This is a genomic window from Comamonas sp. E6, from assembly GCF_001010305.1.
Lineage (GTDB): Bacteria > Pseudomonadota > Gammaproteobacteria > Burkholderiales > Burkholderiaceae_C > Comamonas > Comamonas thiooxydans.
The window spans coordinates 91562-110830 of the sequence record NZ_BBXH01000019.1; the positions used below are offsets into that span (position 1 = coordinate 91562).

General features: G+C 61.6%; 16 protein-coding genes and 1 riboswitch. Of the genes, 9 read left to right on the forward strand and 7 right to left on the reverse strand.

Going from position 1 to position 19269, the window contains the following annotated elements:
• Positions 1–94: 94 nt before the first annotated feature.
• Positions 95–1168, reverse strand: a complete 1074-nt coding sequence (locus tag CSE6_RS17480; RefSeq protein ID WP_034380126.1) for a sterol desaturase family protein — start codon at positions 1166–1168, stop codon at positions 95–97.
• Between the two features lie 208 nt (positions 1169–1376).
• The gene (locus CSE6_RS17485) at positions 1377–2297 is read right to left on the reverse strand and encodes an inositol monophosphatase family protein (RefSeq protein ID WP_059441111.1); all 921 of its coding nucleotides are present in this window, start codon (positions 2295–2297) and stop codon (positions 1377–1379) included.
• A 257-nt stretch (positions 2298–2554) separates the two neighbouring features.
• Between CSE6_RS17485 and CSE6_RS17490 the strand changes: the two genes are divergently transcribed.
• The 3 genes from CSE6_RS17490 (at position 2555) to CSE6_RS17500 (ending at position 5055) form a co-directional block, all read left to right on the forward strand.
• The gene (locus tag CSE6_RS17490) at positions 2555–3355 is read left to right on the forward strand and encodes an RNA methyltransferase (protein WP_034352771.1); all 801 of its coding nucleotides are present in this window, start codon (positions 2555–2557) and stop codon (positions 3353–3355) included.
• Between the two features lie 36 nt (positions 3356–3391).
• On the forward strand, positions 3392–4228 hold the full coding sequence (gene cysE, locus CSE6_RS17495; protein WP_059441112.1) for a serine O-acetyltransferase: 837 nt from the start codon (positions 3392–3394) through the stop codon (positions 4226–4228).
• A 167-nt stretch (positions 4229–4395) separates the two neighbouring features.
• Positions 4396–5055 carry a nitroreductase gene (locus CSE6_RS17500; protein WP_059441135.1) on the forward strand — a complete coding sequence of 220 codons (660 nt, stop codon included), beginning with the start codon at positions 4396–4398 and terminating at the stop codon, positions 5053–5055.
• A gap of 131 nt (positions 5056–5186) precedes the next feature.
• Here CSE6_RS17500 and CSE6_RS17505 read toward each other — a convergent pair whose 3' ends face one another.
• Entirely contained in the window at positions 5187–6407 is a 1221-nt protein-coding gene (locus CSE6_RS17505) for an ABC transporter substrate-binding protein (protein WP_059441113.1), read from the reverse strand.
• Positions 6408–6591: 184 nt separating this feature from the next.
• On the opposite strand from CSE6_RS17505, the gene CSE6_RS17510 reads away from it, so the two are divergent.
• Positions 6592–7251, forward strand: a complete 660-nt coding sequence (locus tag CSE6_RS17510; protein WP_034352760.1) for a nitroreductase — start codon at positions 6592–6594, stop codon at positions 7249–7251.
• A gap of 81 nt (positions 7252–7332) precedes the next feature.
• A riboswitch (TPP riboswitch) is annotated at positions 7333–7450 on the forward strand.
• Between the two features lie 259 nt (positions 7451–7709).
• Complete coding sequence (thiC, locus tag CSE6_RS17515; RefSeq protein WP_034389497.1) at positions 7710–9653, forward strand: phosphomethylpyrimidine synthase ThiC; 1944 nt, start codon at positions 7710–7712, stop codon at positions 9651–9653.
• Between the two features lie 305 nt (positions 9654–9958).
• Here the strand turns inward: thiC and CSE6_RS17520 are convergent, their stop codons facing one another.
• The 3 genes from CSE6_RS17520 to yjgA all read right to left on the reverse strand — a co-directional run bounded on the left by CSE6_RS17520 (position 9959) and on the right by yjgA (position 12817).
• A complete protein-coding gene (locus tag CSE6_RS17520; RefSeq protein ID WP_034389468.1) occupies positions 9959–11167 on the reverse strand; it encodes an ABC transporter substrate-binding protein in 1209 nt (402 codons plus the stop codon).
• Positions 11168–11529: 362 nt separating this feature from the next.
• Positions 11530–12141, reverse strand: a complete 612-nt coding sequence (gene mog, locus CSE6_RS17525; protein ID WP_034352753.1) for a molybdopterin adenylyltransferase — start codon at positions 12139–12141, stop codon at positions 11530–11532.
• Positions 12134–12817, reverse strand: coding sequence for a ribosome biogenesis factor YjgA (gene yjgA, locus CSE6_RS17530; protein WP_034409367.1), 684 nt, complete (start codon positions 12815–12817; stop codon positions 12134–12136). Before yjgA ends, mog begins: the two co-directional genes overlap by 8 nt.
• Positions 12818–12882: 65 nt before the next feature.
• Here yjgA and pmbA point away from each other — a divergent pair, with 65 nt between their 5' ends.
• Entirely contained in the window at positions 12883–14304 is a 1422-nt protein-coding gene (pmbA, locus tag CSE6_RS17535) for a metalloprotease PmbA (RefSeq protein WP_012839320.1), read from the forward strand.
• Positions 14305–14364: 60 nt separating this feature from the next.
• Here pmbA and CSE6_RS17540 read toward each other — a convergent pair whose 3' ends face one another.
• The gene (locus tag CSE6_RS17540) at positions 14365–14718 is read right to left on the reverse strand and encodes a hypothetical protein (protein WP_003069365.1); all 354 of its coding nucleotides are present in this window, start codon (positions 14716–14718) and stop codon (positions 14365–14367) included.
• A gap of 94 nt (positions 14719–14812) precedes the next feature.
• Between CSE6_RS17540 and CSE6_RS17545 the strand changes: the two genes are divergently transcribed.
• From CSE6_RS17545 to CSE6_RS17555, 3 genes are all read left to right on the forward strand, one after another.
• Positions 14813–15367, forward strand: a complete 555-nt coding sequence (locus CSE6_RS17545) for a hypothetical protein (protein ID WP_034389464.1) — start codon at positions 14813–14815, stop codon at positions 15365–15367.
• Between the two features lie 112 nt (positions 15368–15479).
• Positions 15480–16394 (forward strand): EamA family transporter, encoded by a 915-nt coding sequence (locus CSE6_RS17550; protein ID WP_034352742.1) that lies wholly within the window; start codon positions 15480–15482, stop codon positions 16392–16394.
• A gap of 259 nt (positions 16395–16653) precedes the next feature.
• The gene (locus CSE6_RS17555) at positions 16654–19248 is read left to right on the forward strand and encodes an EAL domain-containing protein (protein WP_059441136.1); all 2595 of its coding nucleotides are present in this window, start codon (positions 16654–16656) and stop codon (positions 19246–19248) included.
• The last annotated feature ends 21 nt before the right edge of the window (positions 19249–19269 follow it).

A 19269-nucleotide genomic window follows, 5' to 3' on the forward strand; every position in this document is an offset into this window, starting at 1 on the left:
ATGCAAAACAGGGGGCGCCGCGCCGGTGCTGGGCGGGCGCCGAACGCTGCATTATCCGTGATGCCCAATAGCAGGGGGCATGGCTGTTTTTTGGCTATTTGGCAGAGGCCGTCTGCACGCCTTGCTCGGATTGAGAGCCAGAGCCTTGATCGTCGTCATGAATGGGGCGGTAGCCCGGGCCGAAGGACACATCGCCCAGCCTCCAGCCCGCGCGGCAACTGAAGGCTCCCCAGAAGCGCTTCAAGGTGTACCACTGCATGGCGATCAGGCCGCGCTCGTTGTCGGCATCGACCTCGGGGTCACTTACGCCCGTGGGGCGTAGTTCCTCGTCGTGATAGAGGGCGGTGCCGAACAACTGATCCCACCAGGGCAGAACCTGGCCGAAGTTGCAATTGTGGCGCTCGGGGCGCTCGGCATCGCGCAGCATATGGTGGTTGCGGTGAAAGCGTGGGCCGACCAGCAGGCGCTCGCCCATTTGGCCCAGCCAGCCCAGACGCAGCGCTACATTGGCATGGGAGAAGTTCTGCACCAGCTCGCTGAGCAGACCCAGCATGGCGAACTCGGATGGCTCCACACCCATGGCCAGACCTACGCTGGCCAGCACAAAGCTTTGCAGCATGCCGTCCAGATAGTTGCTGCGGTCGTTGCTCCAGCAGCTCATCTGGCGCTGGCTGTGGTGCATGCTGTGCATGGCCCACCACCAGGGAATGACGTGCTGGGCGCGGTGCATCCAGTAATACGTCAAGTCGTAGACCACGTAGTACACGGCAAACAATATATAGGGGTGGCCTTCAAACCAGGGCAGCCAGGCCTTGAGGCCGCTGGCCACCTCGGTGGCTGGCCCGCCGCCCAGCATATGGGCGACCGGCATGAGGATCAAAAAGCTGAACAGCGGAAACAGGCCCAGCAGCATGAGCAGGGTGTAGTTGCGGTCCACCGTGGTGTGGCGGCGGTCGGCCCAGCGTTCGGCGGGAAGCAGACTCTCCAGCGGCCGCATCACACAGCCGATCAGAAACAGCTGCAGCAGCGCGATCAGGATGCCAGCGGCTATCTCGCGCGGATCGCCCGCTGCCTCGGCAATATGGAGTGCGTTGACCACGGGAGTCACCGCATGCATGGATACCCAGTCAATGGCCAGCGCCCAGTGCTGGCTGAAGAAGTCCATCATATTGTTCTGCCCATTTATCGTCGGGCAGATTCTGGACCGGGAGTTTGTGGATTCTGTGGAGAGAAATACACCTCCGACGCTTGTCCATTGCTTGTGGACGCTGCCCCCAAGGAGCGTCTATTGCCTGGTGGCGGCCTCTGGCGACATAAAAAAAGGGCCCGGTCCACCGGACCAGGCCCTTTCCGCAGTCGTGGGGCGACCGCCTTTTTTATTCTGCGTTCTTCTGGCCTTCTTCGGCCACAGCTTCGGTGTCTTCCTCGGCGGGGACTTCGAATTCGCCAGTCTTGACAGCCTGACGCACGGCCGCTTTTTCGCCAGCGGTGGCGAACTTGCTGAACTTGCCCAGCACGGGAATCAGCGAACCATAGATGCGTGGGTTGGCGGCCAGGATTTCGCGTTGTTCCAGGAAGTCGGCTTCACCCGTGAAGTTGCCCACCAGACCACCGGCTTCGCTGACCAGCAGAGAACCGGCAGCCACGTCCCAGATGGACAGGCCGGACTCAAAGAAACCGTCGGCAAAGCCGGCAGCCACATAGGCCAGATCCAGGGCTGCGGAGCCGGGGCGACGCACGCCGGCGGTGCGCTGCATGACTTCGCCCAGCATCAGCATGTATTGCTTGAAGTTGTCGCCACGGCGGAAGGGGAAGCCCGTGGAGATCAGGCAATCACGCAGCTGGGTGCGCTTGGAGACGCGGATGCGGCGCTCGTTCAGATAGGCTCCGCGACCCTTGGTGGCCGTGAACAGGTCGTTGCGGCTGGGGTCATAGATCACGGCGTGCTCGATCTTGCCCTTGTAGGCCAGGGCGATGCTCACGCAGTACACGGGGAAGCCGTGGATGAAGTTGGTGGTGCCGTCCAGGGGATCGATGATCCAGACATGGTCGGAGTTCTTGGCACCGTGCTCGCTGCCCGATTCTTCGGCCAGGATGGAATGCTGGGGGTATGCGTTGAGCAGCGTCTCGATGATGATGCGCTCGGCAGCCTGGTCTACCTCGGTCACAAAGTCGTTCACCTGCTTTTGCGCAACGCGCACCGATTCCACATCCAGTGCGGCACGGTTGATGAGGGCGCCAGCGGCGCGAGCAGCCTTGATGGCCACGTTGAGCATGGGGTGCAGGGAGTTCGACATAAATTGTGAGTGCGTTGGCGATGCAGCCCGGAGCAAAACTGGGCTGAACTACGCGGGTAAGAACGTAAAAGCCGCGACCGGCGATGCGGGGCGGCGACAATGGGTGCAATTCTACCCAGGCTGCGCTTTTTTTGCTTGTTCGTCCCGGCGACCCGAGGGTCTTCTCTGCGGCGCTTGCGGATGCCAGAGAGAGCTGGCCGCGTAGTCTGCTGTCTTATCAAGGCCACAAGTGGGGCCTTTTGCATTGTTCTGCGTTGATGAAAACCCGATTCGTACTGATTGAAACCAGCCATGCCGGCAATGTGGGCGCGGCTGCCCGAGCGCTCAAGACCATGGGCTTCGACGACCTGGTGCTGGTGCGCCCACGCTACAAGAACGTGCTGCGCAAGGAAGAAACCATTCAGCGTGCCAGTGGCGCACTGGATGTGCTGGACAAGGCCCGCGTGGTCGACACCCTGGAGGAAGCCCTGGACGGCATCAGCCATATGTGCGCGACGGCAATGACGCCACGCGACTTCGGCCCGCCTACACGCACTCCGCGCGAGCATTTCGAGTTGCTCCTGAAAGGAGAGCTCGATGTGCGCTCTGTGTCTGAAGTAGACGCAGGTCTGACCGATAACCTGCCCACATCCGGTGCGGCCTGCAACCAGAAGGGCGTGGCATTTCTGTTCGGTTGCGAGCGCTTTGGCATGAGCAACGACGATGTCTATCGCTGTGATGTGGCGCTGTCGATTCCGTCCAATCCGCAGTTCGGTTCGCTCAATCTGGGCTCGGCCATTCAGGTCGTTGCCTATGACTGGCGCGTGGCACTGGGTGGTTTTCCCGTGGTGGAGCACACGCCTGAGGCGCATCGCGCCGACATGGCCCAGGTGCAGGGTATGCTGGGCCACTGGGAACAGGCCCTGGCCCATATCGGCTTTCTGGACCCGGCAGCGCCCAAGAAGCTCATGCCCAGGCTTAACCAGCTTTTCAACCGCGCGCAGCTGACCCAGGAAGAAATCCATATTCTTCGCGGTGTTGCCAAAGCCATGCTGCAGAGCCAGCCACCAACCCGCTAGACTTCACAAGCTAAACATTCCTCACGTTGTTATTTGATGCTTGATCGCCTGCGCTCCGACATCCAGTGCATTCTTGACCGCGACCCCGCGGCCCGCAGCACCTGGGAGGTCATCACCTGTTATCCGGGGCTGCACGCCATCTGGCTGCAGCGTCCTGCGCACTGGTGCTGGACGCATGGCTTCAAATGGCTGGGACGCTTCATCTCGCACATGGGGCGCTGGTTCACCGGCATTGAAATCCACCCCGGTGCCGTCATTGGTCGCGAGGTCTTCATCGATCACGGCATGGGTGTCGTGATCGGCGAAACCGCCGTGGTGGGCGATGGCTGCACCATCTATCACGGTGTCACCTTGGGCGGTACCTCGCTCTACAAGGGGGCCAAGCGCCACCCAACGCTGGGCAAGAACGTGGTGGTCAGTGCCGGCGCCAAGGTGCTGGGCGGCTTCGAGGTAGGCGATGGTGCCAAGATAGGCAGCAATGCCGTGGTCATCAAGCCAGTGCCTGCAGGTGCGACTGCCGTGGGCATTCCGGCGCGCATCATTCCCAGCAAGACCGGGCATAGCGCCGATGTGACCGAGCATGAGTCGGCACCCAAGGTCGAGGCCAAGGCGCAAGCGGCTGTCGTGATTGACGAGGATTGCGGCAAGAGCGGCTTCACCGCCTATGGCGTGACGGCCGAAGTCGACCCCGTGGCCCAGGCCATGCGCTCTCTGTCCGAAGGCGCTGCCGGCCATGAAAAGCAGATTGCACTGCTGTGGGCCGCCATCGAGAAGCTCTCGATTCAAGGCCATGTAAAGGACTGTGTGCCCTGCGAGTCCGAACGACCCGAGGCATTCCAGAAGGACAAGATCGATCAGATTCTGGGCAAGTAAACCCCAGGCGCTTGTCCATGGATCGCTTGATGCTTCTGCTCTGCCAGTGAAAGCCAACGCCTGTCGTTGGCTTTTTTCATGGTGCTTGCCCGTAGTCAATTTGAGGGGCGAAAGCCCTGCCTGTCCGGCCGAGACTGCTTGCCAACTCAAACCCGAGGCAAGCAATGATGAATGTGGAACAGGCCATGCAGCAGCGCCATTCGGTGCGTGCTTTTTTGCCAAGGAGAGTGGATGCGGCGCTGGTCAGGGATTTGCTGGCGCAGGCCGGACTTGCGGCTTCAGGCGGCAACCTCCAGCCCTGGCGCGTGATAGCGCTGACGGGGGACAGCCTTCAGGCCTTGCGCCAGGCCATGCCTGCGGCGACCTCCAACTCTGATCCGGCCCTGGTCTATCCACCTCAGCTGTGGGAGCCCTATCGCAGCCGCCGCTTTGACAATGGCGAGGATCTCTATCGTTCCATAGGCATGGGGCGTGAGGACAGGAGTGGGCGGCTGCTGCAGCTAGCCCGGAACACTCATATGTTTGGCGCACCTGTAGGCGTATTCGTCGCGGTCGAGAACCGCATGTTGCATGCGCAGTGGGTGGATCTGGGAATCTATCTGCAATCGCTGATGCTGCTGGCGACCGGAAAGGGGCTCGCCACCTGCGCCCAGGGCTTCTGGCGCAATTACAGCGATTTTGTGAGCCGGCATCTGGCGCTGCCGCAGGGCTACCAGATCGCTTTTGGCATGGCACTGGGCTATGAGGACAGCGCGGCACCCATCAACCAGTGGCGCTCCACCAGGGCAGCGCCCGGGGAATGGTGCGAGATGCGCGGGTTCGAATGAGCCTTGTCTTGATGCCGGTGCGGGCAGTCGCTTGACGCTTCTTCTTGCGTGGCAAGAAGGCGAGGACGAAGCGCAAGGCATCAAGCCGGGTGCCATGCAGGCAACCCGGCCGCTTCTTCAATGCCGACCGACTACTTCCACAGAGCGCACTTGCTCTCTTCCTTGGTGGTGAAGACCTGGTCGCCGGGCAGGGTCTTGAGCACCTTGAAGTAATCCCAGGCCTTCTTCGATTCGGCCGGTGCCTTGACCTGCAGCAGATACATATCGTGAGCGTAGCGGCCGTCGGGGCGGATCACGCCCTTGGCATAGAAGTCCGATAGCGGCGTGGCCTTGAAGCCGGCCATGATCTTGTCGGCATCCGTCGTGCCCAGCTTCTCGGCCAGCTTCAGATACTGCATGGCGGCCGAGTAGTTGGCTGCCTGCAGCGAGGTGGGCATCTTCTTGAACTTGGCAAAGAAGCGATCCGAGAACTTGCGGCTTTCGGGATTCAGGTCCCAATGCCAGCTGTCGGTGAACATCAGGCCTTCCGTGGCTTTGAGACCCAGGCTGTGGATGTCGGAGCTGAACAGCAGCAGGCCGGCCAGCTTCATGGTCTTGGTCAGGCCGAACTCGCGTGCCGACTTGATGGCATTGATGGTGTCGCCACCTGCATTGGCCAGGCCCAGAATCTGGGCCTTGGAGTTCTGGGCCTGCAGCAGGAAGGAAGAGAAGTCGGCTGTGTTCAGCGGGTGCCTGACGTTGCCCAGCACCTTGCCGCCAGCGGCATTGACCACGCGGGTGGTGTCGGACTCCAGCGCCTGGCCAAAGGCGTAGTCGGCCGTCAGAAAGAACCAGCTCTTGCCACCCAGCTCCACCACTGCCTTGCCCGTGCCCTTGGCCAGCGCCACGGTGTCATAGGCATAGTGCACAAAATAGGGGCTGCACTGGTCGTTGGTCAGGGCCGAAGTGCCCGCGCCGTTGATGATGTAGACCTTTTTCTTCTCATCGGCCACCTTGCCCATGGCCAGACCTGCACTGGAGGTGGTGCCGCCGATCAGCATGTTCATGCCCTGGGTGTCGAACCACTCGCGTGCCTTGCTGGCCGCGATATCGGCCTTGTTCTGGTGGTCGGCCGTCAGCACCTCGACGGGCTTGCCCAGCAGCTTGCCGCCAAAGTCGTCCACGGCCATCTGCACGGCCAGGGCTCCGCCCTTGCCGTCCACATCGGCATAGAGGCCCGACATATCGGTGATGAAGCCGATGCGAATCTTGTCCTGCGCCTGAGCGCCTGCAGCGGTCAGCAGGCATCCCAGTGCCAGCGTCAATGTTCTCGGGGAAAAAGCGGTAGCGGAGCAAACAGAGCGAGGCTTCATCAGAGTCATCTCCTGAGGTGGTGAGTACCCAGTCACTGCGACGGGCAGCCAGCATGGTCGCAGTTGGAGCAGGGCGCGCCATCAGGGCAAGCACCGGGGCGGCTGCGACAAGGTATCCACGGCGACTCGGGAAAATGCCGCAAGCTCCTACACTGCACACCAGCGATTTAGGAAAGTAGAAGAGATGGATATTCGTCAAGCATTGCAGCAGCGTCGTTCGGTGCGCGCTTTTCTGCCGCAGGCCGTGGCTGCTGCCACGGTGCGGGACTTGCTGGAGACCGCAGCACAGGCGCCGTCCGGCGGCAATATGCAGCCCTGGCGTGTGACCGCTGTGGGCGGACAGGCGCTCAAGGATCTGTGCGCCAGGGCCAGGGAGACCGAGGCCGTGCAGCGCCCCGGCCTGTCCTATCCACCCGGTTTGTGGGAACCCTACCGCAGTCGCCGCTTTGAAAACGGCGAAGATCTTTACCGCGCAATCAATATCGGCCGCGAGGACAAGGCAGCACGTCTGGCCCAGCTGGCCAAGAACGGCCAGATGTTCGGTGCGCCCGTGGGCATTTTCGTGGCCGTGGAGGAGCGCATGGGCTATGCGCAATGGGTGGATCTGGGCATCTATCTGCAGTCCTTCATGCTGCTGGCCGTGGAGAAAGGTCTGGCCACCTGTGCCCAGGGCTTCTGGCGCATGTACAACGACATGCTGATCGAACAGCTGGCATTGCCGGATGGCTACCAGATTGCCTTTGGCATTGCCCTGGGCTACGAGGATGTCAGCGCGCCCATCAACCAGTGGCGCGCAAGCCGTGCTGCCAGCAATGAATGGCTGGTGTTGCAGGGGCTGGATTGAACGGCGGATTAGACGCTTGAGGGTCAGGATAGTTAAACAGCTTCAAGAGTGCGCAAATTGTGGCAAAACCAGCCTATACTGCGTGCAGCTCCGGGGTGTGCGAAAGCGCTGAGATGCCAGTCACTGTGAAAACAGTGCAGGCGAACCCGACGAACTTGATCCGGTTCATACCGGCGGAAGAAGAGCGGGACCCTGACGCAGGGCCGATGGATTTACAGGGCAACTGGCGCGAGTGCCAACCCTGAAAGCCATAGGCACAGCAAACCCCAGGCGCCTCGCGCACTGGGGTTTTGTCTTTTCTGGACAGCCGGTGCGTGAAGAACCAGGCCGAAATTGCAGAATTTCGGCGGCACAGGCCGGATACCCCATAGCGGGCCGGGCCCGTGCAGGGCAAGATCAGAGCAGGGCCGCACTCCACGGAGCGTTTGATGCACTTCAACCGCTTTGAGGAGACTGCGATGAACGCCCCTGATTCCATTTTTACGCCTGCTGCAGGTCATGCCCCCGATGCCGCCCGTTTTGCCGAGCTGCTGGCACAGTCGCGCCAGCCGTTTCCCGCATCGACCAAGAGCTATCTGAGTGGCGCGCTGCATCCGCAGCTGCGTGTGCCGGTGCGCGATATTGCGCTCACCAATGGAGAGCAGGTCAGCGTCTACGACACCTCGGGTCCCTATACCGACCCCGCCGTACAGATCGACGTGCGCCAGGGCTTGCCCAGCGTGCGAGGTGCCTGGATCGAAGCGCGCGGCGACAGCGAATACTACGTGGGTCGCCTGCGTGTGGCGCTGGACGACGGCGGCAAGCGCGGCGAGGAAGATGCACGCGTGGACCAGTTGCGCGCCGAGGCGGCCGCGCTGCAGCGCCAGCCGCGCCGTGCCAAATCTGGCCAGAACGTGACCCAGATGCACTATGCCAAGCGCGGCATCATCACGCCCGAGATGGAATATGTGGCCCTGCGTGAAAACGGTCGCCGTGAATGGATGGCGCAGTACCAGCAGGACGCGGCGCGCGAGCTGCGCCTGGCTGGCAACAGCCTGGGCGCAGCGATCCCGAAGATCATCACACCCGAATTCGTGCGCGACGAAGTGGCGCGCGGCCGCGCCATCATTCCGGCCAATATCAACCACCCTGAAATCGAGCCCATGGCCATCGGCCGCAATTTCAAGGTCAAGATCAACGCCAACATCGGCAACTCGGCCGTGACTTCCAGCATCGAGGAAGAGGTGGAAAAGCTGGTCTGGGCGATTCGCTGGGGCGCGGACAATGTCATGGACCTGTCCACCGGCAGGAACATCCACACCACGCGCGACTGGATTGTGCGCAACTCGCCCGTGCCCATCGGCACCGTGCCCATCTACCAGGCGCTGGAAAAGGTCGGCGGCATTGCCGAGGATCTGACCTGGGAAATCTTCCGTGACACCCTGGTCGAGCAGGCCGAGCAGGGCGTGGACTACTTCACCATCCACGCCGGCGTGCGCCTGGCCTACATCCACCTCACGGCCCAGCGCCGCACCGGCATCGTCTCGCGCGGTGGCTCCATCATGGCCAAGTGGTGCATGGCTCATCACCGCGAGAGCTTCCTCTACGAACATTTCGAGGACATCTGCGACATCATGAAGCAGTATGACGTGAGCTTCTCGCTGGGTGATGGCCTGCGTCCCGGCTGCGCGTCGGATGCCAACGACGATGCCCAGTTCGCCGAGCTGGCCACGCTGGGCGAGCTGACGCAGATCGCCTGGAAGCACGATGTGCAGACCATGATCGAAGGCCCCGGCCATGTGCCCATGCACATGATCCAGCAGAACATGACCGAGCAGCTCAAGCACTGCCATGAGGCGCCGTTCTACACCCTGGGCCCGCTGACCATAGACATCGCCCCCGGCTACGACCACATCGCCAGCGCCATCGGCGCGGCCATGATCGGCTGGTTCGGTACGGCCATGCTGTGCTATGTCACGCCCAAGGAGCATCTGGGTCTGCCCGACCGCGACGACGTCAAGCAGGGCATCATCGCCTACAAGATTGCGGCCCATGCCGCCGATGTCGCCAAGGGCCATCCGGGCGCGCGTTCGCGTGACGATGCGCTCTCCCAGGCGCGCTTCGATTTCCGCTGGCAGGACCAGTTCAACCTGGGACTGGATCCCGACACGGCCCAGGCCTACCACGACGAAACCCTGCCCAAGGACAGCGCCAAGGTGGCCCATTTCTGCTCCATGTGCGGACCCAAGTTCTGCTCCATGAAGATCACCCAGGAAGTGCGCGACTTTGCCAAGCAGCAAGGCGTGAGCGCCGAGAACAGCATTGCCGTAGGCATGCAGGCCAAGGCGGCGGAGTTCAATCAGGCGGGCGGCGATTTCTACATTCCCATCGTCAATGCATCGACCGACACCACGGCACGTTGACCTGAGCTGAAGTCGGGCTGCGGCGCTTGTGCATCAGGCGCTTTCGCCCGTCGCCATGAAAAAAGGCAGGCACGAGGGCCTGCCTTTTTGTTCCGTAATGGAGCAGAGTCTGCGGCGTTCGGCTTGGCAAGGGGCGCTGGGGATGCCGCCCGTCAGGTCCATCTCGATAAGGCGCAAATATCGCGATGTAAGTTTGTTGCGGGTTGAAACCTGGAGCTGCTGGAACTGCTGCCATAAAAAACGGACAGCTGCCGCGGCTCGCTGTCCGTTGTTCCGATGCGGGGCGTATGCCTCGCGGGTTCAAGTCACCGCCAGTACTGGCATTTGCTTTCCGCCTTGGTGGTCCAGATCTGCTCGGCAGGCAGCTTCTTGATGATCTTGTAGTAGTCCCAGGTGCCCTTGGACTCGGCCGGCGACTTGACCTGCATCAGGTACATATCGTGCACATAGCGGCCGTCTTCGCGGATATAGCCCTGGCCGAAGAAGTCGTCGATCTTGGTGCTCTTCAAGGTGGCCATGACCTTGTCGGCATCGAGCGTGCCGGCTTTTTCCACGGCCTTGAGGTAGTTCATGGTGGCCGAGTAGTCGGCGGCCTGGATCTCGCTGGGGCGGCGCTGGGTCTTGGCCATGAAGGCGTCGGCAAACTTGCGCGAGCCATCGTTCATGTCCCAGTACCAGGGGGCCGTGAACTGCATGCCTTCGGTGTTCTTCAGGCCCAGGCTGTGGATGTCGCTGAAGAAGACCAGCAGGCCGGCCAGCTTCATGTTCTTGGTGACGCCGAACTCCTTGGCCGCCTTGATGGAGTTGATGGTGTCTCCGCCGGCATTGGCAAGGCCCAGGATCTGCGCCTTGCTGTTCTGGGCTTGTAGCATGAAGCTGGAGAAGTCGCTGGCGTTGAGCGGCGTCTTGACCGAGCCCAGCACCTTGCCGCCACGCGCTTCGATGATCTTGCTGGTGTCGGCTTCCAGTGCATGGCCGAAGGCATAGTCGGCCGTCACAAAGAACCAGTTCTTGCCGCCGGTGTCCACCACGGCTCCGCCCGTGCCCTTGGCCAGGGCCACGGTATCGAAGGCGTAGTGCACGGTATAGGGGCTGCACTGCTCGTTGGTCAGGGCCGAGCTACCCGCGCCATTGTCGATGAAGACCCGCTTTTTCTCCTGCGCGACCTTGGCCATGGCCAGGGCGGTGGCGGAGTTGGTGCCGCCGAACACCAGGCTGATGCCTTGCGTGTCTATCCATTCGCGGGCCTTGCTGGCCGCTATATCGGCCTTGTTCTGGTGGTCGGCCGTCAGCAGCTCGATGGGCTTGCCCAGTACCTTGCCGCCAAAGTCGTCAATCGCCATCTGTATGGCAACGGCACCGTTCTTGCCTTCCACATCGGCATAGAGGCTGGACATGTCGGTGATGAAGCCGATCTTGACTTTTTCCTGTGCCATGACGGGGGCCGCGAAGGCCGCCGTCAGGGCGAGAGCCAGCAGGCAGGCAGAGGGCGCAGACTGGGACAAGCGATGCATGGAGTCTCCTGAAAATTATGAGAAATGTGGAGAGAGCGTGCAGCGTCCGGGCGGCGGGTGGCCGCTGTCGCTGCATCGCAGCAAACATGCTAGGGGCGGCGATTGCGTCTGGCATCGGGGCAAGCACTTGCGGGAAATCCCAAGGGATACACCAGTTTTGATAGCTGCTAGCGCTTGTTTTTCATGGATTTCATATGGATTTATTGCTGAAGTCAATGAATGAAAGGCGAAAAGTGCTTTTATTCTGATAGCGGTTGCAGCGAGATACCCGTAGCAGCCATGCCACGTGAGCGCCATGAAAAAAGCAGCCCGTAGGCTGCTTTGGTGGATGTTTTGGTAGGGATTGCACCTGGTGCTGCAGGCTATGCAGTGCGCGGTGCGCGAATCGCGGTCTTGGGGCGGAAGGCCTTGCAGATCTCGTCATGGGTTTCGAGATAGGGGCCGCCGATCAGGTCGATGCAGTAGGGAACGGCAGCAAAAATGCCATTGACCTTGGATTTGCCGTCGGCGTCCTTGAGTCCTTCCAGCGTCTCGGCAATCGCCTTGGGCTGGCCCGGCAGATTGATGATCAGGCTGCTGCCGCGTATCACCGCCACCTGGCGCGAGAGTATGGCCGTGGGCACAAAAGCCAGGCTGATCTGGCGCATCTGCTCGCCAAAGCCCGGCATTTCCTTGTGGGCCACGGCCAGGGTGGCCTCGGGCGTCACATCGCGCAGCGCGGGGCCGGTGCCGCCGGTGGTCAGCACCAGGCTGCAGCCTGCATCGACCAGCTCGATCAGCGCCGCGCTGATGCCGGCCTGCTCGTCGGGAATCAGGCGCGGCTCGAACTGGATGGGGTTCTTGAGCGCGCGGCTCAGCCATTCCTGGAGCGCGGGCAGGCCCTTGTCTTCATAGACGCCGCTGCTGGCGCGGTCGCTGATGGAGACAATGCCGATCTTCACGGCATCGTGAAGATATACGGGCGCATCACTCATCGCCGTCATCCTCGGCGCTCGCACCGGCCTTGCCGGCGCTGGCCAGTTGCTCACGCACCAGCTGGAACAGGTCGCGGTAGGCGCGGCCCTTGCTGACTTCCTTGGGCTCGGCATCGGGGCCGGCGGCAGCGGCCGCTGCGGCGGCTTGCTCCTTGGCCTTGTCGATGTCCTTGCGCGACTGGCGGATCAGCGAGCGCAGTTGCTGCACATCGGTGCCGGGGAAATGCTCCAGCCAGATGGACAGTGCCGCTTCCTCGACGATCAGGCGGTCGCGCCATTGCTCGGCCACCTGCAGCGACATTTTTTCGCTGGCCGAGCCATTGCGCTGCTCGTCCAGTGCCTGCTTGACGGCCGCGACCTGTTCCGGCGTCAGCTTGCGCATGAGCTTGCCGACATATTGCATCTGGCGGCGCTTGCCTTCGAAGTTGGTGATGCGCTTGGCCTCGGCCAGCGCGTCGATCAGTTGGTCGGACAGCTGCAGGCGCTTGAAGAGGTCGCTGCGCAGCGTCATCAGCTCCTTGCCCAGGTCCTGCAGCGCATCACTTTCGCGCTTGAGGTCGGTCTTGGTGGAGTCGTAGGTGCCTTTGAGTTCGGCCTTCAGCTCAAGGTCCAGCTCGCTGCCTTCGGCAACGAACTTTCCGCGAACAAAATAGCCTTTGGTGGGTTTGCGTGACATGGTAAGGGGGCAATATCGGTGGCAGCGCAGAGGGCGCCGCAGTGGCGGCTATCATATCCGCCGCTATGAAAAAACCTCGCTCCAGCAATACAAGCACTTCCAGTGCACAGGCCCAATCCGCACCGCAAGCCGGTTTCAGCTTCAGCCAAGCCTTTTTCGAGGGGCTGGTGGACCAGGCTTTGCAGCATGCCAAAAAGCTGGGTGCGACGGACGCCGGCGCCGAGGCTTCCGAAGGCTGCGGCCTGTCGGTCAGCGTGCGCAAGGGCCAGCTGGAGACCGTGGAGCGCAACCGCGACAAGTCGCTGGGCGTGACCGTCTATCTGGGCCAGCGCCGGGGCAATGCCAGCACCTCGGACTTCTCCGAAGCCGCCATCAAGCAGACCGTGCAGGCTGCCTATGACATCGCCCGCTTCACCGCAGAAGACCCGTTTGCCCGCCTGCCGGACAGCGCAGATATCGCGCTGCCCGGCACGCACCGCGACCTGGATCTGTTCCATCCCTGGGATATCACCAGCGAAGCCGCTGCGGAGATGGCACTGCGCTGCGAGGAGGCCGCCTTCAAGACCCACCGCCGCGTGAGCAACAGCGAAGGTGCGGGCGTCTCGGCCCAGCAAAGCCATTTCTTCACGGCCCATACCAACGGTTTTCGTGGCGGCTACGCCAGCTCGCGCCACAGCATGTCGGTGGCGCCCATCGCCAAGCTGCCCGGCAAGAATGGCGAGATGCAGCGCGACTACTGGTACAGCTCCATGCGCAATGCTGCAGATCTGGCCTCGCCAGAGGCCGTGGGCCGCTACGCCGCAGAGCGCACGCTGAGCCGTCTGGGCAGCCGCAAGATCCCGACTACCGAATGCCCGGTGCTGTTCGAGTCTCCGCTGGCCGCCGGCCTGCTGGGCAGCTTTGTGCAGGCCGTCAGCGGCAGCGCGCTCTATCGCAAGAGCACGTTCTTGCTCGACTCCATGGGCAAGCCCATCTTCCCCAAGCACATCGATGTCGAGGAAGACCCCTTTGTCCTGGGCGGCAAGGGCAGCTCGCCTTTTGACGAAGAGGGCGTGCGCGTGCAGGCTCGCAAGGTGGTCGATGCCGGCCGCGTGGAAGGCTATTTCCTGTCCAGCTACTCGGCGCGCAAGCTGGGCATGAAGACCACGGGCAATGCCGGCGGCTCGCACAATCTGGTCATGACTTCGCGCCGCACCAAGGCGGGCGATGATCTGGATGCCATGCTCAAGAAGCTGGGTACGGGCCTGTTCGTGGTCGAGCTGATGGGCCAGGGCGTGAACTATGTGACCGGCGACTATTCGCGCGGCGCCAGCGGCTTCTGGGTGGAGAACGGCGAGATCGCTTTCCCCGTGGACGAAATCACGATCGCGGGCAACCTCAAGACCATGTTCAAGGGCATAGAGGCCATCGGAGCCGATGCCTATAACTATGGTGCCAAGACCGTGGGCTCCATGCTGATCAATCGCATGAAGGTGGCTGGCAGCTGATCGCTGTCGGTCGCTCCATGAAAAAAAGCAGCCCGGTGGCTGCTTTTTTTCATTTCTGCATCAGCTCTCGGCTGCGGCCTGAACTATGCAGTGCGAGAGTTTCTCGAAATGCTTGTGGGCATCGGCACTGAGCTCGATCTGCTTGCGTCTGGCATCCTCGGTATCGGCCAGCAGGATCCAGCCTTTCTGGCGCATGGATTTCAGACGGGTGTGAATCGTGGCCGGAGACCCCAGTTCACGCTGGGCCATCAGATCCCGGACGCAAAGACGCTCCTGGCGCGTGCCGGCATTGGCGATTTGCTCCAGCAGGCGTTCCTCCAGTGGATCCAGTGCGGGCAGCACTGGCAGGTTGCGGATGGTCGCTGCCAGGTGCAGAAAGCGTAAATAGATATCGGCAGACAGGGACTTTGGCATGAGAAGGCAAAAACAGGCGACGCGCCGCTAACAAAGAGCGAATAAACGGCACTCATAATACTGTGCAGACAGTGAACAAGCTCGGCGGCAGCGCATGAAGAACATTTGGACGCAATTTTCGGTGGCGGTTATCACGGCTTTGCTGTTCCTGGCGATGCTGGCTCTTAATCAGTGGATTTTCTCCGAACTGGAATTTGTCAGGGGTGTCAACTGGATTTACCTGCCTGCAGGCGCTCGTCTGCTTTGTACCCTGCTTTTTGCGGAGGCGGGCGTGGTCGGGCTTTTTGCCGTGTCATGGCTGGTCTGCAACTTCTACTTTTTTCCGGATGACTGGCTGCGGGCATTTGCGGGCGGCATCATGGCCACGCTTGCCCCTTATGGCACCTATTGCGCAGCTCGCAAATGGATGGGGCTCGGGCGATCTCTCAGTGATCTCACGCCGCGTCGCCTGCTGTGGCTCAGTGTGATCTACGGACTGAGCAATGCCTTGCTGCACCAGGCCTGGTCCGTCGTCATAGGGGATGGTTTTCAGATGGACCAGCTTCTGGTGATGATTCTGGGCGACTTCAGCGGCACTTTGATCGTCCTGTATGTATTCAAGGCCTTGCTCATGCTGCCGATCAAAATGGACCGGTATCTGCTCAAGTAAGACCGTTTGCAGTCCCGGTGTTCGATTTGACCGCTTTCGCAGCCAGCCATGACTGATGGCAAGTCATACTAGGGGGCTTGATCTAGAAAATCCAATATCAGTTGTCAGTGTCATGAGTTCTGCATCCTCACCCACCTCCGGCATGAGCCGTCCGGACTGGCTCAGCGCCATCATCGTCATCGTGGTCTGGGGTCTTAATTTCGTGGTCATGAAGTGGGGGCTGGCCAAGCTCTCGCCCCTGCTGCTGTGCGCGCTGCGCTTTGCCGCGGCATCGCTGCCGTTTCTGCTGTTCGTGCGTCCGCCCAAAAATCTTTCCTGGGGTCTGCTGGCCGCCTACGGTCTGGTGCAAGGGGTCGGGCAGTTCGGCCTGCTGTTCACCGGCATGAAGCTGGGCATGCCTGCCGGCATGGCATCCGTGGTGCTGCAGACCCAGGCCTTCATCACCATGCTGCTGGCGGCTGCGTTCTTGCACGAGAAACCGCAGCGCTGGCAATGGCTGGGTCTGCTCATCGCTCTTGCCGGACTGCTGCTGATTGGTGCAGCCCATGGTGAGGGGGCATCGGATATGACGCTGATCGGTTTTGTGCTGACCGTGGGCGCCGCTGCCATGTGGGCCGGCTCGAACCTGCTGACGCGGATGGCGGCCAAGCAAGGCTCGTATGAGCCGGTGTCCTTCATCGTCTGGACCAGCGTCTTCCCCATGCTGCCGCTGCTGTTGCTGTCCCTGTGGGTGGATGGCGCGGATTCGGTGGCTTCGCAGCTGCAGTCCATAGGCTGGAGCGAGCTTGGGGTGATCGCCTATCTGGCTTTTCTGTCCACCTTGCTGGGCTATGGTCTGTGGACGCGGTTGCTGCAGCGCTATGCGGCCAGCACCGTGGCCCCTTTGTCGCTGCTGGTGCCGGTGATCGGTCTGCTGTCGGCCATGCTGCTGCTGGGAGAAGCCCCCAATGGCCTGCAATGGCTGGGTACGCTGGGCGTTCTGCTGGGCATGGTGGTCAACCAGTTTGGCGGCAAATGGCGGCGCTGAGACACCGGCTGGCTGATAGCAGGGCACACCGCTGCTCTGCCGCAGCAGCCTGTGACTGCCCGGCAGAGCACTTTGCCAGCGCAGCACAGGCTCGCAAGTCAATAGCGGTTGTCGATCGAAGTTTTTTTGAGCACTCGGCCTGAATCACGAATATTGAATCTCGTTTTCGTCATTATTATTGCCGGCATCCAGATAAAAGCATGACTTTTCCATTCCGGATTCGAGCCGGCCTGGGATGCGAATATGCAAAGGAATAATGATGCGAGAGGGAGATATTGGCGCGATGCCTCCTGAGTTGCAGCTGGCCCAGCTGCAGGCCTTGGACAGGGTAATGGCCATGGCTGAATTTGGCCTGGATGGGTCGTTGCACCGTGCCAATGACAACTATCTGCAGCTCATGGGGTTTACGCGTGAGCAGTCTCTGGGTCGCCCACATCGCAGCTTTTGCTCTGCGCGCTTGGCCGACAGTGCCAGGTATCGGGAAATCTGGACGCATCTGTGTGCAGGCAATGCCTACTCCGGAGTGGTGGAGCGACTACGCAGCGATGGCAGCAGTTGCTGGCTGGAGGCTACCTATTCACCGGTGATGGATGCCCAGGGCCGGGTGATGCATATTCTGAAGATCGCTACCGACGTCACGCAGCGGCGCGCCCGGGAGCAGGCGCAGCAGGAGCACCTGCGTCGCTTGTCCCTGGTGGCCGATGCCTCCGATACGGCAGTGGTCATCAGTGATGGAAGCTCACGCATCGTGCATGTCAACGGCGGCTTTACGCGCATGTTCGGCTGGCACTCTGAGGAGGTCGCGGGACGCATGCCGATTGCCCTGCTGGCTCCCCAGGTGTCCGAGGCTTCGGTGGATCTGTACCGTTCGGCGCTGCGCGCCGGCCAGCCCGTGGGGCGCGAGGAAATAGTGGTCGGCAAGAACGGTCAGCGCTACTGGGCCAAGGTCATCAGCAACCCCATCCTCGACGCGGACGGGCACTGGCAATACACGGTGTCGATGCTGACCGATATCACGCGTTCCAAGATGCATGAGGCCTTGCAGCACCGCGTGCTGGAAGCCATGGCACGCGAGCGGCCGCTGGTGGAGGTGCTGGAGATGGTGTGCCTGGAGGTCGAGAGGATTGCTCCGGAGGTGACGGCATCGATTCTCGAGGTGGATGCCCAGGGGCTGCTTCACCCGCTGGCCGGGCCAAGCCTGCCCCAGTCCTATTCGGCGCTGATCGAGGGGCTGGCCATAGGCCCTAACGTGGGTTCGTGCGGCACAGCAGCCTGGCGCAATGCGCCGGTGCTGGTCGACGATATTGCAAAAGACCCGCTGTGGGCGAATTTCAAGCACCTGATCCTGCCGCTGGGGTTCAAAGCCTGCTGGTCCACTCCCATCTGCAACAGCGGCGGCAAGCCGATCGGTACTTTCGCGTTCTATTACCGGGAGCAGCTGACCGGGGATGCCTCGGCTTTTCACCAGCAACTGGTGGATGCCTGCATTCATCTGTGCGCCCTGGCGCTGGAGCGTGAGCTGTCGCGCGCGCGCATTCGTCAGCTGGCCTTCTACGACGGCCTGACCGGATTGCCCAATCGAAGTCTGCTGCAGGCCAAGGCCGATCAGGCGATTGCGTCAGCTGCCGGCAATGACGAGCAGTTGGCGGTGCTGTTCATCGATCTGGACCGGTTCAAGCAGGTCAATGACTCTCTGGGTCATCCTGTAGGGGATGAATTGCTGCGCAATGTCGCGACGCGATTACAGCGCGTGCTGCGCAGTTCCGATATTGCCGGGCGTTTGTCGGGTGACGAGTTTGTTGCCGTGCTGCCGCAATGCGATGCGGAGCATGTGGCCAATACCATCGAACGCCTGCAGGAGTTGCTGTCAGAGCCTCTGAATATTGCCGACACCTCGCTGACCATATCCGCCAGCGTGGGCATTGCAATGTTTCCCATGGACGGCAGGGATATGGAGACCCTGGTGCATCGTGCCGACATGGCCATGTACCAGGCCAAGAGCAAGGGGCGCGGCCGTTTCTGTTTCTTCAGCAGCGAAATGAACCGCTTGGCCCAGGAGCGCCTGGCATTGGAGACTGCACTGCGCAAGGCGCTCAAAAGCGGTGGCCTGCGTCTGCACTATCAGCCTCAGATCGAAATGGCCACCGGCCGTCTGTATGGCGTGGAGGCCCTGGCGCGCTGGACCCATGCCGAGCTGGGCGAGATTTCGCCTGCCCGCTTTATCCCGCTGGCAGAAGAGTGCGGGCTGATCGCCGATCTGGGAAGCTGGGCACTGGAAGAAGCCTGTCGCCAGTTGTCGCAGTGGCGGGCCAGGGGGATGGAAGTCCCCGCAGTATCGGTCAATCTGTCGCCGTCGAGCTTTCACAATCTGGATTTGCCTCGGATGATCGCCGACACGCTGGACCGAAACGATCTGGTGCCGCAGGACCTGACCCTGGAGCTGACGGAAAGCATTTTGCTGGACACCAACCCCAGCACCATGAAGACCATAGACGAGGTGCATGCGCATGGCGTGCGCCTGTCCATGGATGATTTCGGCACCGGCTACTCCAGCCTCAGCTATCTGCGCCGCCTGCCGGTCAGCGAACTCAAGCTGGATCGCAGCTTCGTGGCCGATCTTGAACATGACGAGGCGGCTCGGGCGTTGAGCAGTGCTATTTTGGGCATTGGCAAGAGTCTGCACCTGACCGTGGTGGCGGAAGGAGTGGAAACGCCAACGCAGAGCGTGATGCTGTGCGAGCAGGGCTACCCGGTGGCGCAAGGCTTTCTGTTCGCCCGGCCGCTGGCACCGAAGGAGTTTGAGCATTGGCTGGCCGCCAACCCGCCGACCGCGCCAGGCGCCGTCGCCGCATGAACTTGCGGTGCAGAGGTTCGG